At 49.2% G+C, this 15,077-nt stretch carries 10 protein-coding genes; 5 read left to right on the forward strand and 5 right to left on the reverse strand.

Translation table 11 applies throughout. The features are described 5' to 3' along the window. Positions 1-8: 8 nt before the first annotated feature. Positions 9-1,361, reverse strand: coding sequence for an SLC45 family MFS transporter (locus O3682_RS07350; RefSeq protein WP_070461997.1), 1,353 nt, complete (start codon positions 1,359-1,361; stop codon positions 9-11). 339 nt (positions 1,362-1,700) lie between these two features. On the opposite strand from O3682_RS07350, the gene ettA reads away from it, so the two are divergent. Continuing rightward, on the forward strand, positions 1,701-3,377 hold the full coding sequence (gene ettA / locus O3682_RS07355) for an energy-dependent translational throttle protein EttA (RefSeq protein ID WP_371509334.1): 1,677 nt from the start codon (positions 1,701-1,703) through the stop codon (positions 3,375-3,377). A 65-nt stretch (positions 3,378-3,442) separates the two neighbouring features. On the opposite strand, the gene mtrR is transcribed toward ettA, so the two are convergent. After that, complete coding sequence (gene mtrR, locus O3682_RS07360) at positions 3,443-4,078, reverse strand: multidrug efflux system transcriptional repressor MtrR (protein WP_371509336.1); 636 nt, start codon at positions 4,076-4,078, stop codon at positions 3,443-3,445. Positions 4,079-4,304: 226 nt separating this feature from the next. On the opposite strand from mtrR, the gene O3682_RS07365 reads away from it, so the two are divergent. From O3682_RS07365 to O3682_RS07375, 3 genes are read left to right on the forward strand one after another with little or no spacing between them, the layout of a single operon-like run. Then, positions 4,305-5,573, forward strand: a complete 1,269-nt coding sequence (locus O3682_RS07365) for an efflux RND transporter periplasmic adaptor subunit (protein ID WP_371509338.1) — start codon at positions 4,305-4,307, stop codon at positions 5,571-5,573. A gap of 11 nt (positions 5,574-5,584) precedes the next feature. Continuing rightward, on the forward strand, positions 5,585-8,797 hold the full coding sequence (locus O3682_RS07370; RefSeq protein ID WP_371509340.1) for an efflux RND transporter permease subunit: 3,213 nt from the start codon (positions 5,585-5,587) through the stop codon (positions 8,795-8,797). A 56-nt stretch (positions 8,798-8,853) separates the two neighbouring features. Further along, positions 8,854-10,260, forward strand: coding sequence for an efflux transporter outer membrane subunit (locus O3682_RS07375; protein ID WP_114926273.1), 1,407 nt, complete (start codon positions 8,854-8,856; stop codon positions 10,258-10,260). Between the two features lie 74 nt (positions 10,261-10,334). On the opposite strand, the gene O3682_RS07380 is transcribed toward O3682_RS07375, so the two are convergent. Both O3682_RS07380 and O3682_RS07385 read right to left on the reverse strand, forming a co-directional pair. Continuing rightward, positions 10,335-11,672 (reverse strand): GTPase/DUF3482 domain-containing protein, encoded by a 1,338-nt coding sequence (locus tag O3682_RS07380; protein WP_371509342.1) that lies wholly within the window; start codon positions 11,670-11,672, stop codon positions 10,335-10,337. Positions 11,673-12,246: 574 nt separating this feature from the next. Further along, positions 12,247-12,708 (reverse strand): Lrp/AsnC ligand binding domain-containing protein, encoded by a 462-nt coding sequence (locus O3682_RS07385; RefSeq protein WP_003747450.1) that lies wholly within the window; start codon positions 12,706-12,708, stop codon positions 12,247-12,249. 216 nt (positions 12,709-12,924) lie between these two features. Here O3682_RS07385 and alr point away from each other — a divergent pair, with 216 nt between their 5' ends. Beyond that, entirely contained in the window at positions 12,925-13,983 is a 1,059-nt protein-coding gene (alr, locus tag O3682_RS07390; protein WP_371509344.1) for an alanine racemase, read from the forward strand. A gap of 59 nt (positions 13,984-14,042) precedes the next feature. On the opposite strand, the gene O3682_RS07395 is transcribed toward alr, so the two are convergent. Continuing rightward, a complete protein-coding gene (locus O3682_RS07395; protein ID WP_371509346.1) occupies positions 14,043-14,786 on the reverse strand; it encodes a pseudouridine synthase in 744 nt (247 codons plus the stop codon). Positions 14,787-15,077: the final 291 nt, after the last annotated feature.

The raw sequence follows: 15,077 nt of genomic DNA on the forward strand, positions 1-15,077 counted from the left end.
TTGATGGATTATTCGCCGTGGGTCTCTTTAATCAGACATACTGAGAAGGCTCCCAGCAGCAAGACTGCGCCTGCAACCAAGAACATGGTTGCCTGATGGCTGCCCAGCATAGGGAAGAGGATAAAGCTCAGCAGGGAGGCGACGATTTGAGGCATACAGATAGAGCCGTTGAACAGGCCCAAATAAGTACCCATGTGTTTGCCTGAGAGGGCATTGGTCACAATCGTCAAAGGATAGGTAATGATACCGGCCCACGCAATACCGATTAAGGTATAAGACAACACCAGTGCGTATTGATTGCTGATGAAGAAAACGGAGAAGAAACCGAGTGCACCCAAAGCCAAGCAACCGAAATAACCGACTTTATGGTATTGATTCGGTACTTTTGCCAGAATAAACGAGCAGATAACGGCAGCAATGGATTGTACCGCCGCCAAAACGCCGTACCAGTTGCCTGCTTCTTGGTAGCCTACGGAGGAGGCATCAGTTGTCTGCCAAACGTTTTCCGCAATCGCGCCTGCCGAGTAAGTCCACATATATTGGAAGGCGAACCAACAGAAGAATTGCACCAAAGTCACTGTCCAAAACGCTTTAGGTGCGGTTTTTAAGAGTTCGAACCAGTTGGCTTTTTCCTGATTTGCGGCTACGTCGATGCCGTGGTAGCGGGCGTAGGTTTCCGGATCATACTCTTTGACTTTGAAGATGGTGAACGCACTGGTAATAATCAGTAAGGCTGCGCCCACATAGAATGCTACGACCACGGTCTGCGGCACGACGCCTTTTTCGGCCGTGTTCGCCAAACCGATATACGCAAACACAAACGGCAGAATCGCCGCCACAACCGCGCCCGTATTCGCTAAGAAACTTTGAATCCCGTAGGCGTAGCTTTTCTGCTCCTCGTTGACCATGTCGCCGACCATCATCTTAAACGGCTGCATTGCCATATTGGAGGACACGTCCAACAGCGCAATCATCAGCGCGCCAAACGACAAAGCCGCCAAAGAAGCGTAACCAAAACCGAAGCTGCCCGAGTTCGGCATCAGAATCATGACGATAACCGCAATCAGCGTACCGTAAAGCAGATAGGGCAGACGGCGGCCGCCCAAGCGCGGCATCCAAGTGCGGTCTGAGTAGTAGCCCACAATCGGCTGAACCAACATACCGGCTAGCGGCGGCAGAATGAAAAACCAGCCCAAATTATGCGGGTCGGCGCCTAAAGTTTGAAAAATTCGGCTCATTTGTGAGCTTTGCAGGGTAAAGGCCGTCTGAACGCCGAGATAACCGAAGCTCAGCATCCAAATCGTACTTTTTGCCAGTGACGGCAAACCTTGTTTTGCTGTTTTTTGCGTATTTTCCGACATGAGGTAAATCCTTTTTTTAAAAAGTATTTTTATTGAGAAATCTGAAAGGTTCCTTGGTGTGGTGTTCTCTGTCGTTATTGTTTGTGTGCGTACTTTCAAGGATATAGGTGCATTTTATGAAGCGCGCCGGATGTTGGCAATGTTTGTTCAAAGATAAACTGGCTTAAATCAAATTTTTTACGGTTTCGTATTGAAAATTTTGGAGACTGAAGGCATTGGTTCGGCTCGGTGTATATTTTGATCTTATTTCTATTTTCAGATGGCATTTGAACAAGCAAGTATTTGGGCAATAGGTTAAAATGGGCCGTCTGAAATTTGTTTGACGGAAACGAGAAAACTATGTCCCAACAATACGTCTATTCTATGCTGCGCGTGAGCAAGGTTGTGCCGCCGCAAAAAACCATTATTAAAGACATTTCCCTTTCATTTTTCCCCGGTGCAAAAATCGGTTTGCTCGGTTTGAACGGTGCGGGTAAATCTACTGTACTGCGGATTATGGCGGGCGTGGATAAAGAATTTGAGGGCGAAGCCGTGCCGATGGGCGGCATTAAAATCGGCTACCTGCCGCAAGAGCCTGAGCTTGATCCTGAGAAAACCGTGCGCGAGGAAGTGGAAAGCGGTTTGGGCGAAGTAGCTGCTGCACAAAAACGCTTGGAAGAAGTGTATGCCGAGTATGCCAATCCTGATGCGGATTTTGACGCATTGGCGGAAGAACAAGGTCGCTTGGAAGCGATTATTGCGGCTGGTTCGTCCACGGGCGGCGGTGCGGAACACGAATTGGACATCGCTGCCGACGCGCTGCGTCTGCCTGATTGGGATGCCAAAATCGGTAATTTGTCCGGCGGTGAAAAACGCCGTGTGGCTTTGTGCAAACTCTTATTGAGCAAGCCCGATATGCTTTTGCTTGACGAGCCGACCAACCACTTGGATGCGGAATCTGTCGAATGGCTGGAGCAATTCTTGGTACGCTTCCCAGGTACCGTGGTTGCGGTAACGCACGACCGCTACTTCCTCGACAACGCCGCCGAATGGATTTTGGAACTCGACCGCGGACACGGTATTCCGTGGAAAGGCAATTACTCGTCTTGGCTGGAGCAGAAAGAAAAACGTTTGGAAAACGAGGCGAAATCCGAAGCTGCGCGCGTGAAAGCGATGAAGCAGGAATTGGAATGGGTGCGCCAAAATGCCAAAGGCCGCCAAGCCAAGTCCAAAGCGCGTTTGGCTCGTTTTGAAGAAATGAGCAACTACGAATACCAAAAACGCAACGAAACTCAGGAAATCTTTATCCCTGTTGCTGAACGTTTGGGTAATGAAGTAATTGAATTTGTGAACGTTTCCAAATCGTTCGGCGACAAAGTGCTGATTGACGATTTGAGCTTCAAAGTGCCTGCGGGCGCGATTGTCGGCATCATCGGCCCGAACGGCGCGGGTAAATCTACGCTGTTTAAAATGATTTCAGGCAAAGAGCAGCCTGATTCCGGCGAAGTGAAAATCGGTCAAACCGTGAAAATGAGCTTGATCGACCAAAGCCGCGAAGGTTTGCAAAACGACAAAACCGTGTTCGACAACATTGCCGAAGGCCGCGACATTTTGCAGGTTGGCCAGTTTGAAATTCCTGCCCGCCAATATTTGGGACGCTTCAACTTCAAAGGCAGCGACCAAAGCAAAATTGCAGGTCAATTGTCTGGCGGCGAACGCGGCCGTCTGCACTTGGCAAAAACTTTGTTGAGCGGCGGTAATGTGTTGCTGTTGGACGAACCGTCCAACGACCTTGACGTGGAAACCCTGCGCGCGTTGGAAGACGCATTGCTGGAATTTGCCGGCAGCGTGATGGTGATTTCGCACGACCGTTGGTTCCTCGACCGCATCGCTACGCATATTCTGGCTTGTGAAGGCGACTCTAAATGGGTGTTCTTTGACGGCAACTATCAGGAATACGAAGCCGACAAGAAACGCCGTTTGGGCGAAGAGGGCGCGAAACCGAAACGTATCCGTTATAAACCGGTAACACGTTAAGCAGGTTTAAACCAAAAGGCCGTCTGAAACTTTTAATGTTTCAGACGGCCTTTTATTTTTGATATTTATGATTGTTTTCTTAATTGCGGATGGTTTTCCAATGTATCAATGATGATTTCAATCATACGTGGGGCAGTTTGTGCTAAATCGAAGCCTTGACCTGAAGAAAGCCAGCGCCAAATCAAGCCGTCTAATGAAGACTTGATGAAGATGACTGCCATGTCGATATCCAAATTATCCGCCAACGCTTTTTGTTGTACCGCATCAGTCAGGACAGCAACGATTTTTTCACGCCATAGTGATTGGTGTTTTTTAGCGATGGCAATGACCGCCTCGTTTTGCTCGGTGTGTTCGCATTTTAAAAACAAAATGCTGTGGAATTTATAGTGAAGATCGTTGTGTTGCAGGCGCTCGAAGAAACGGGTCAGAGTTAGTCGGAAGCTTGACCAAGCCTGTTCGTTATTGTTGTTCGAGTCTTCTTTTATGCAGCTTTCGATGTCGTCGCAAATCCGTTGGAACAAGGCGTCAAACAAATCTTCTTTGTTTTTGAAATGCCAATACAGCGCGCCGCGCGTTACGCCTGCGGCTTGGGCAATTTCGTTAAGCGAGGTGCGGGCAATGCCTTTCTGATAAAACGTATCCAATGCGGCAAGCATGAGATATTCTTTGGTTTTTAAGGCTTCGGTTTTGGTTCTTCTCATAGTTGTTTTGTAGGAAATGTAAATTTATGGTTTGGATTATAAAAAATTACTTCTGAACATGCAAAAATGTATGTATAATTTAATTCAATACTTGATAGTGTTTCTCAACACTATATAATCAGCCTGTTTTTCATAAAAGCAGGCAATTTCTGTTTGCGAAATATGAGATTAAAGTAATCAATTTTTAATTAGTCAAACCCTTATTTATCATAGAGATAGGAAAATTATGGCTCTTTATGCTTCTAAAATGATGCGTGTCGCGGCAATTGCAGCAGCTACTGCGTTGGCACTTTCCGCTTGCGGCAAAGGCGATGAAAAAGCAGCCGGCCAACAGGCGCAAGGCAGTCAGCAACAGCAAAAACAACCTGCGCCTGAAGTGCGCGTGGTCACTGTGCATCCAGAAACCGTTGCATTGACAACTGAGTTGCCGGGCCGTCTGGAATCATTGCGTACTGCCGAAGTTCGCGCCCAAGTTGGCGGTATTTTGCAAAAACGCTTGTTCCAAGAGGGCAGCTATGTGCAAGCCGGTCAGCCTTTGTACCAAATCGACAGCTCATCTTATGAAGCAAACTTAGAAAGCGCACGCGCCCAGTTGGCAAGTGCGCAAGCTACTTTGGCTAAAGCGAATGCCGACTTAGCCCGCTATAAACCGCTGGTTGCCGCCGATGCCATCAGCCAACAAGAATATGATGCAGCCGTAACGGCCAAGCGTTCAGCAGAGGCAGGCGTCAAATCCGCTCAAGCAGCTATCAAATCTGCCGGTATCAGCCTGAACCGATCCCGCATTACTGCGCCGATTTCCGGCTTTATCGGTCAATCTAAAGTTTCTGAAGGTACGCTGCTGAATTCCGGCGATACCACTGTTTTGGCAACCATCCAACAAACCAATCCGATGTATGTCAACGTTACCCAGTCTGCGAGTGAGGTCATGAAACTGCGTCAACAGGTTGCCGAAGGCAAATTGTTGGCGGCAAACGGCGCGATTGCAGTGGATATCAAATTTGACGACGGTACGGTTTACCCTGAAAAAGGCCGTCTGCTGTTTGCAGATCCGACTGTCAACGAAACGACCGGTCAAATTACCTTGCGCGCCGCCATTCCTAACGACAGAAATATCTTGATGCCGGGCTTGTATGTGCGCGTGTTGATGGAACAAGTGGCAGTGGATAATGCATTTGTGGTACCGCAACAAGCAGTTACCCGCGGTTCGCAAGATACGGTGATGGTGGTGAATGACAAGAGCGAAATGGAAGCGCGTGTCGTGACCGTTGCCCAACAGCAAGGTACCAACTGGGTTATTACAGACGGCCTGAAAGACGGCGACAAAGTGATTGTTGAAGGCATCAGCATTGCCGCTATGTCGGGTGCTAAAAAGGTAACGCCGAAAGAATGGACGCCGCCTGCAAACACTGCGGCAGCAACACCAGCAGTTTCAGACGGCCAAGCTGCATCCGAGGCCAAGCCTGAAGCTAAAGCTGCATCTGAAGCCAAATAAGGAACGCATGAATGTCTAAGTTTTTTATTGACCGCCCCATTTTTGCATGGGTTATTGCGATTTTTATCATCGCAGCGGGTATTTTCGGCATTCAAAAACTGCCGATTTCCCAATATCCGTCCGTTGCAGCGCCGACCATTACTTTGCGCGCTACTTATCCGGGCGCTTCTGCTCAGGTAATGGAAGACAGCGTACTGGCCGTTATCGAACGTAATATGTACGGTGTGGAAGGTTTGGACTATATGACGACTTCTGCCAATTCCAGCGGCAGTGGCAGCGTCAGTCTGACGTTTACGCCTGAGACCGATGAAGATTTGGCGCAGGTGGACGTGCAGAACAAATTGTCGGAAGTTTTGTCCACATTGCCGTCTACCGTACAGCAATATGGTGTAACCGTATCTAAAGCGCGTTCCAACTTCTTGCAAGTGGTCATGCTTTCTTCTGAAAAGCAATCCATTGAGGAAATGAACGATTACGCCCAGCGTAATATCATTCCTGAACTGCAGCGTATCGACGGGGTAGGGCAGGTACAATTGTTTGGTGCGCAACGCGCCATGCGTATTTGGGTTGACCCGAAAAAACTGCAAAACTACAACTTGTCTTTTGCAACGGTAACCAATGCGCTTGCGACACAAAACATTCAAATCTCAGCAGGCTCCATCGGTTCTTTGCCGGCGGCTGCAGGTCAGACCATTTCGGCGACCGTTACTGCGGAAGGGCAATTAAGAACGGCTGAAGAGTTCGGCAACATCATTTTGGTATCAAATACCGACGGCTCTAATGTCTATCTGAAAGATGTGGCAAAAGTCGGCTTGGGTATGGAAGACTATTCTTCTTCCACCCGTTTGAACGGCGTCAACACTACCGGTATGGCGGTGATGCTGTCTAACAGCGGTAACGCTTTGGCAACGGCGACTGCCGTAAAAGAAAAAATGGCGGTTTTGCAGAAGTATTTCCCAGACGGCATGAGCTGGAAAGTTCCTTACGATACTTCCAAATTTGTGGAAATTTCGATTGAGAAAGTGATCCATACGCTTTTGGAAGCCATTTTTTTGGTATTCTTGGTGATGTATCTCTTCCTGCAAAACATCCGCTATACGCTGATTCCGACTATTGTCGTGCCGATTTCCCTGTTGGGCGGTTTTGCCTTTATCTCATACATGGGTATGTCGATTAACGTATTGACCATGTTTGCGATGGTATTGGTGATCGGTATTGTGGTCGATGACGCGATTGTGGTCGTTGAAAACGTTGAGCGTATTATGGCGAGCGAAGGTCTGTCGCCTAAGGCTGCAACCAAAAAAGCGATGGGTCAGATTTCCGGCGCGGTTATCGGTATTACTGCCGTGTTGATGTCCGTATTTGTTCCGCTGGCAATGTTTAGCGGTGCAACCGGTAACATTTACAAACAGTTTGCTTTGACCATGGCGGCATCTATCGGTTTCTCCGCATTCCTTGCTTTGACGCTGACTCCGGCATTGTGTGCCACCATGCTCAAACCGATTCAGAAGGGTCATCACGAAGAGAAAAAAGGTTTCTTCGGTTGGTTTAACAAAAAATTCGACAGCTGGACGCACGGCTACGAAGGCTGGGTTGCCAAAGTCTTGCGCAAGACTTTACGCATGATGGTTGTCTATATTGGCTTGACTGTTGTGGGCGTATTCTTGTTTATGCGTCTGCCGACTTCCTTCTTGCCGTCTGAAGACCAAGGTAACTTGATGTTGAGCGTGCAGCTGCCTGCCGGCGCAACCAAAGAGCGTACCGATGCAACTTTGGCTCAAATCACCCAACTGGCGAAATCTGTACCTGAGATCGAGAACATTATTACCGTTTCCGGCTTTAGTTTTAGCGGTTCCGGCCAAAACATGGCTTTGGGCTTTGTCATTCTGAAAGACTGGAGCGAACGTACTGCTCCGGGCAGCGATGCGACTTCTATTTCCGGTAAGTTGACCGGTATGATGATGGCTACGCTGAAAGACGGTTTCGGTTTGGCGATTGTGCCTCCTGCCATTATGGAATTGGGTACAGGCTCCGGCTTGACGATTTACCTGCAAGACCGTAACAACAGTGGCCATGCTACATTGTTGGCCAAGCGCAATGAGTTGATTGACAAAATGCGCAAAAGCGGTTTGTTTAACCCAAGTACCGTTCGTGCGAGCGGTTTGGAAGATGCGCCGCAGTTGAAAATCGACATCAACCGTGCCGCAGCAGCCGCACAAGGTATTTCGTTCTCTGATATCCGTACTGCTTTGGCTTCTTCTTTGGGTTCGTCTTATGTAAACGACTTCCCGAATCAAGGCCGTCTGCAACGCGTGATGGTACAAGCTGATGCGAGTGCCCGTATGCAGCCTGCCGATATTCTGAACCTGACCGTGCCGAACAAATCCGGCGTTGCCGTACCGCTTTCTACCATTGCTACTGTTTCTTGGGAAACCGGCATGGAACAAAGCGTCCGCTTCAATGGTTATCCGGCAATGGAGCTTTCCGGCTCTCCTGTTAATGGCGTATCTTCCGGTCAAGCCATGGCTGCGGTGCAGCAAATGGTTGATGAAATGGGCGGCGGTTACAGTCTGGAATGGGGCGGTCAGTCTCGTGAAGAGGCTAAAGGCAGCTCGCAAACTGTCGTGTTGTACGCATTGGCCGCTGCCGCTGTATTCTTAGTATTGGCTGCTTTGTACGAAAGCTGGTCTATCCCGTTGGCGGTTATCCTTGTGATTCCGTTGGGCTTGATTGGCGCGGCATTGGGTGTAACCGGCCGTAACATGTTTGAAGCATTGCTGGGCAGTATTCCGGCATACGCCAACGATATCTACTTCCAAGTCGGTTTCGTTACAGTGATGGGTTTGAGTGCGAAAAACGCGATTTTGATTATCGAGTTTGCCAAAGACCTGCAAGCGCAAGGCAAGAGCGCGCTTGAAGCTGCGCTTGCCGCCGCACACCTGCGTTTCCGTCCGATTATCATGACTTCGTTCGCCTTCATCTTGGGCGTGGTACCACTCTATGTTGCCAGCGGTGCCAGCTCCGCCAGCCAACGTGCGATTGGTACGACCGTGTTCTGGGGTATGTTGATCGGTACGATTCTGTCTGTGTTCCTTGTGCCTTTGTTCTATGTGGTTGTGCGCAAATTCTTTAAAGAAACCGCACACGAGCATGAGATGGCCGCCAAACACGCCGCTGAAGCCGGCATGATTGAAGACGGTAAACACGATTCAGACAAGCACTAAAGCAAAGGCCGTCTGAAAAATTTTCAGACGGCCTCAAAATGCTAAAGGATTCTAAAATGAAGAAGATTACATTCAAACCTGTACTGACCGCCGTTGCCGCTGCCGTGGCTTTGTCGGCCTGTACCATGATGCCGAAATATGAGCAGCCTCAAGTTGCCGTTGCCGATACGTTTAAATACGACACTGTTGACGACGGTATTCGTGCTGCCGAATTGGGTTGGCAAGACTATTTTGCCGATCCGCGCCTTCACCGCCTGATCGACATCGCATTGGAACGCAATACCGATTTGCGTACAGCCGCGCTGAATGCGGAAATCTACCGCAAGCAATACATGATTGCGCGTAATAACTTGTTGCCAACCGTCAATGCCAGCGGTACAGGTTCGCGTCAAGGCAGCTTGAGCGGCGGCAGCGTCAGCAGCCAATACAGCGTGGGTTTGGGCGCAGCCTCTTATGAACTTGACCTTTTCGGCCGTGTCCGCAGTACCAGCGAAGCCGCGTTGCAAGGTTATTTCAATGTGGCCGCCAACCGCGATGCAGCGCATCTGACCCTGATTTCTACCGTTGCCAAAGCCTACTTTAACGAACGCTACGCCGAAGAAACCATGGCATTGGCACAACGCGTATTGCAAACCCGTGAAGCGACTTACAAGCTCTCGCAATTACGTCATAAGGCCGGTGTGATTTCCGCCGTTGATTTGCGCCAACAGGAAGCCCTGATTGAATCGGCCAAAGCAGATTACGCATCCGCAGTGAAAAACCGCGAGCAAGCGCGTAATTCCTTGGCTATGTTGATTAATCAACCTTTGCCCGAAGACCTGCCTGCCGGTTTGCCTTTGAGCAAACAGTTCAAATTGACCAAACTGCCTGCCGGTTTGAGTTCGGATGTGTTGCTTAACCGTCCGGATATCCGTGCGGCCGAACACGCGCTCAAACAAGCCAATGCCAATATCGGTGCGGCACGTGCGGCGTTTTTCCCACGTATCAGCCTGACCGGTTCTGTCGGTACCGCTTCCGGCGAGTTGAGCGGCCTGTTTAAGAGCGGCACGGGTATTTGGGCTTTTGCACCATCCATCACTCTGCCTATCTTTGACTGGGGCACAAACAAAGCCAATCTTGACGTAGCCAAACTACGCCAGCAGGCACAAATCGTTGCTTATGAAGCCGCTGTTCAATCCGCATTCAAAGATGTTTCCAATGCGTTGGTTGCGCGTGAACAGTTGGATAAAAGCTATGAAGCGTTGAGCAAGCAAAGCCGCGCCTATAATGACAGCCTGCGCCTCATCAGCCTGCGCTACAAACATGGCGTATCCAGCGCATTGGATTTGCTGGATGCCGAACGCAGTAGTTACAGCGCAGAAACTGCTCTTTTGGCCAATCAGCTGACCCGTTTGGAAAATCTTGCCGACTTGTATAAAGCACTTGGCGGCGGCTTGAAACGCGAAACCAAAGCTGCCGAATAAGTATTTTCCTGCTAAGATTAAAAGGCCATCTGAAACATTTGGGTTTCAGACGGCCTTTTTGTTATGCGGCAATTCTAAGCTTTTAATTTCTCGCTTAAAGTGGCGACATAGGCTGCGCGTTCGTTACGGCTGGCTTCGGGCTGGTGTGTGTTAAGCGAAGACCATTTGCGGTTGCTGCGCGCTTTATTGAGTTCGCTTGGCAATTTGGCCGCATTCCATGGTGCTTTGCGTTCGTTTAGTTCAATATGAGATTGAGCCGCATGGCCGCGCGTTTGCAAGACGTGCAACAAATCCAGTGCGCGTGCGGCGAGTAGGGTAAGGGTTTCTGGATCGGTATGCAGGGTTTGTCGGCCGTTGATTTTGTCGGTGATGTCTTGGGCATTAGGCAAAATACCGCCCAACAGGCCGCCGATGGCCGTACCCAAACCAAGTGAGCCGCCAAGCGTGGCAATATCCAAGCCTAAGCCGATGAGTGCACCTGCGGTTGCGCCGGTACCGGTACGGATGCCGTAATGTTTGAGCAATTCGCTGTCAAACGGATCTTGTTTGAAGGCTTTGGGCATCCATGTGCTGTCGCTGCCGACTTCGTCGTGATAGAAGCGGTAAAGTGTGAACAGGCGTTGTTGCATTTGCCGCTCAAGTTGTCGGATTTCCGATTGCATGACCTCCAAAGTCGGGGAAGGGTCGTCGTTTTCGTCAATTTCTTGGGTAAATGCGGCGGCATCCAGCAGAAAATCGGCAATTTCACGGCGCGCTTCCGTATCCAGCCGTTGCCACTCGCGACGGCGCATATTGATGAGGCGGTCGAGGATATCGCGCTTAGGTAACATGGTGGCAAGGTTGTCCCACAATCGGATTTCGCCTTCAAAGTCGAAGGCAACGGTATCGAAACCGGCGTAAACATGCAGGGTTCGACGGGCGAGCATATTGGTCCAAGCGCTCAAGTCTTGATTTTGTGTGAAGTTGAACACGGGCATGATGGGCTTGGCGCACCAAGACAAAATGGTCAGCTCGTCTTTGTATTTGTCGAGGACGGGTTCCCGCGCGTCGATGACGTACATGGCCATATCGCTTTGCATGACTTGGCGTAGCACTTTGGCCTCTTGGTTAAACTCGTGATGTGCTTCATGATTGCTGAGGAATTGCTGGATGCGTTCGATACCGTCATCGCGTGCAGATGTGTGGGTTTCCAGCCAGTCCAACACGCCGCCGGCATCTTCAAGGCCGGGTGTGTCGTAGAGATAAACCAGGCTGTCGTCGCCGTCGTTGATAAGGGCTTCTTCGACATGGCGCGTGGTAGAGGGTGCGTTTTTCACTTCGCCGAAGGTACTGTCGCGCAAAAGCGTACGCAAGAGCGAGGTTTTGCCTGTGTTGGTATGGCCGACAACGGCAAGGGAAAGTGGGGTGGTCATGGTCTTTGGGTCGGGTTGATATGGACTATGAATGTGTGAGTATGGAGCCGTTTATCTTTAGTGGCAATATATGTTTCATACGGCCCTAAATTTTTTTCATATATGGGCGAAAATAGCAAGAAAAAGAGGGGAATAGCGGATTTGTTGTTTTTTAGCAAAATACTTGAAAATAGGTAGGAAAACAGTTGACAGTCGGGTAGAAGGCTAGGATAATTCGCGCCGTTGAGTTGCTTGATGCAGCTTGATTTTTCTCCTCTATTTCTCCTTTGTAGACTTGGCGCATATCAAAACGGTATGCGCATTTTTTTATCTGCATTGAAATATGATTACATTTAAGATCTGTAAATCGAATAATTAAGAAACTTTACAAGAAAAATACTTGCGCGGTTGAATATCTTGTTGCATAATTCGTTTCGTTAGCTGGTTCGAGTAGTCAGTTAATAGTTTCTCCTCTATTTCTCCTTTGTAGACTTGGCACACATTCTGTCGGATGTGTGCATTTTTTTTGCTCCTTTAAAATAAAGGCCGTCTGAATGTTGTAATCTTTCAGACGGCCTTTGTTTGTTGAATAGAATTAGATGTCTAATACTACTTCTTCTTTGACTTCTTCCATGACAACATAGCTGCGGCTTTCGGCTGCAGCCGGCAGTTGCAGCAGGATATTGCCGAGCATATCGCGATAGGCGGACATATTGGGCAGGCGGACTTTGATGAGGTAGTCGTATTCGCCGGAGACCAAGTGGCATTCCAGAATTTGCGGAATCTTCAGCACTTCGCGTTTGAAGTCTTCAAAAATATTGCCGGATTTGGAGCGCAGTTTCAGCTCGACAAAGACCAAGAGGCTTTGACCTAAAGCATGAGGATTCAGATGGGCGTGATAGCCGGTGATAAGGTTGTCGCGTTCCAAGCGGCGGACGCGTTCGGTTACCGGCGTGGTGGAGAGGCCGACTTTTTCAGCCAATTCAGTCATGGGGATACGTGCGTTTTGTTGTAGGAGCTTGAGAATTTTTAAGTCGGTTTTGTCGAGTTCTTTCATGGCTTTGATGTCTGTCGTTTTCATTTGGATTGAATCATAACCTTAAAACAGGCTGAGAAGAAGCATAAATGCCTAAAGGCGCGCATGAGGTCTAAATTATGAATAGATTATTCTTGTGTATTTCATGGAATCCTGTGTAGTTTTTGACCTATAATATTTGCTTCAAAGTAATAAGGCAGGCCGTCTGAAACGGAATGCCGATAAGAGGAATACATTATGCGTCCGCTCAATGCGCAAATCCGTTTGGATAATTTACGTCAAAATTATCGTTTTCTCAAAGAGTTGCATGGCAATAAATTGTTGGCTGTGATTAAGGCCGATGCTTACGGGCATGGCGCGGTCAGATGTGCACACGCGTTGGCGGATATTGCCGACGGCTTTGCGGTGGCAACGGTAGATGAAGGCGTGGAGCTGCGCCAAAACGGCATTAAAAACCCGATTGTTTTGTTGGAAGGCGTATTTGATGCTACGGAGTATGCGGATGTTGACCGTTATGATTTGTGGCCGGCAATCGGCAGCCAATGGCAGTTGGAGGCGTTTGTGCATCATGAGTGGCGACGTCCGACAACTGTATGGCTGAAAATGGACTCGGGTATGCACCGTGCCGGTTTCTTTCCGCATAACTATGCCGCCGCCTATACTGCATTGAAACAATCCGAATCGGTTGAAAACATTGTGAAATTCAGCCATTTTGCCTGCGCGGACGAACCGGAAAACGGCATGACCGAAATGCAGCTTGAAGCGTTTGATTTGGCGTGTGAGGGTTTGGAAGGCGAAGAGAGCTTGGCCAATTCCGCCGCGATTTTGAACGTGCCTGAAGCGCGGCGCGATTGGGGACGTGCCGGTCTGGCCTTGTATGGTATTTCGCCTTTCGGCGGCGTGGATGAGCGTTTGAAACCTGTTATGCGCCTGACTTCCCGTGTTTTCGGCGAGCGCGTGTTGCAACCACATTCTCCGATTGGCTACGGCGCAACGTTCTACACCAGCAAATCTACCCGTGTCGGTTTGATTACCTGTGGCTATGCCGACGGCTATCCGCGTCGTGCTTCTACTAATTCCCCTGTGGCAGTGGATGGCAAACGCAGCCGTATTATCGGCAGGGTATCTATGGATATGATTACGGTTGAGCTGGAAGCCTCGAAAGAAGGCTTGGGCGCGGAAGTCGAGCTTTGGGGCGATGTGATTAATATCAATGAAGTTTCCGAAGTTGCCGGTATGATTCCGTACGAAATCCTCTGCAATATTAAACGTGCGAAGTTTACTTATATCGAGTAAGCAGTAAAAGATCGGGCCGTCTGAAATGTGTTTTCAGACGGCCTTTTTGTTATCTGCAATTAAAACGATTCGTCAGCGCGTAAATAACGCCACTTGCCCGGCGGCAGTCGGCCGAGTTTTACTTTGCCCATGCGGATGCGTTTCAAACCGACGACGCGCAGGCCGACCAGTTCGCACATGCGGCGGATTTGGCGTTTTTTGCCTTGTTGCAAAATAAAGCGCAACTGGTCTTCGTTTTGCCATTCGACTTTGGCGGGGCGCAATTTTTCTCCGTCCAAACTCAAGCCGTGGTTGAGTAGGGCGAGGCCTTTGTCGTCCAGTTTGCCACGGACGCGGACAAGGTATTCTTTTTCGCTGCTGCTGTTTTCGCCAATCAGCTGTTTGGCAATGCGGCCATCCTGAGTGAGTACCAATAATCCGACGGAGTCGATATCCAGGCGGCCGGCAGGGGCTAAGCCGAATTTGTGCTTTTCGCTGAAAGGGATACGGCTGTCGTCGCCTTCCCAATGGTTGTCGGCGGTAATGAGTTCGGCAGCGGACTTATAGCCTTTTTCTGCCTGCGCGCTGACGTAGCCGACGGGTTTGTTCAGAAGGATGGTTACGCGCGCTGCTTGTTTTTCATGGGCTTGTTTGTTGAGGTCGATGCGGTCGCGCTCGGTGACTTTTTGACCGAGTACGGCGGTTTGGCCGTTTACTTTGACCCAGCCTTGCTCGATGTAGCTGTCTGCCTCACGGCGCGAGCATAAGCCTAATTGCGCCATGCGTTTGGAGAGGCGCATGGTTTCGGAATCGTTGTTTTGCATGGTATGGCAATATAGAGAAATGGGAATATCGGATTATAGCATTGACCGTTTGTCAGGCCGTCTGAAAACTGAATATTTGAGTTTTCAGACGGCCTTTCGTTTGCTATATGTTAAGGAATATTTGGTTTTGAAGTAAAAAATGAAGGGTATATTGTCTGTTTGTGTTAACCTTACGGACGAACTAATCATTTTGTTTTCAGTCGAATTGGGGTTGAAATGACATTTCACTCATGAAATCATGAAGACTATAATGACTGGTCTTTCTGAAGCGCATTAAGGCAGTTTGTCGCT

Source organism: Neisseria sp. 27098_8_112, assembly GCF_041433235.1.
In the GTDB taxonomy this organism is placed as follows: domain Bacteria; phylum Pseudomonadota; class Gammaproteobacteria; order Burkholderiales; family Neisseriaceae; genus Neisseria.

What these genes read in the sequence shown, in the direction of transcription:
- O3682_RS07365 (WP_371509338.1), top strand. Translation starts at nt 4,305, where the DNA reads ATGGCTCTTTATGCTTCTAAAATGATGCGTGTCGCGGCAATTGCAGCA.
- O3682_RS07370 (WP_371509340.1), top strand. Translation starts at nt 5,585, where the DNA reads ATGTCTAAGTTTTTTATTGACCGCCCCATTTTTGCATGGGTTATTGCG.
- ettA (WP_371509334.1), top strand. Translation starts at nt 1,701, where the DNA reads ATGTCCCAACAATACGTCTATTCTATGCTGCGCGTGAGCAAGGTTGTG.
- mtrR (WP_371509336.1), bottom strand. Translation starts at nt 4,078, where the DNA reads ATGAGAAGAACCAAAACCGAAGCCTTAAAAACCAAAGAATATCTCATG.
- O3682_RS07375 (WP_114926273.1), top strand. Translation starts at nt 8,854, where the DNA reads ATGAAGAAGATTACATTCAAACCTGTACTGACCGCCGTTGCCGCTGCC.
- alr (WP_371509344.1), top strand. Translation starts at nt 12,925, where the DNA reads ATGCGTCCGCTCAATGCGCAAATCCGTTTGGATAATTTACGTCAAAAT.
- O3682_RS07380 (WP_371509342.1), bottom strand. Translation starts at nt 11,672, where the DNA reads ATGACCACCCCACTTTCCCTTGCCGTTGTCGGCCATACCAACACAGGC.
- O3682_RS07350 (WP_070461997.1), bottom strand. Translation starts at nt 1,361, where the DNA reads ATGTCGGAAAATACGCAAAAAACAGCAAAACAAGGTTTGCCGTCACTG.
- O3682_RS07395 (WP_371509346.1), bottom strand. Translation starts at nt 14,786, where the DNA reads ATGCAAAACAACGATTCCGAAACCATGCGCCTCTCCAAACGCATGGCG.
- O3682_RS07385 (WP_003747450.1), bottom strand. Translation starts at nt 12,708, where the DNA reads ATGAAAGAACTCGACAAAACCGACTTAAAAATTCTCAAGCTCCTACAA.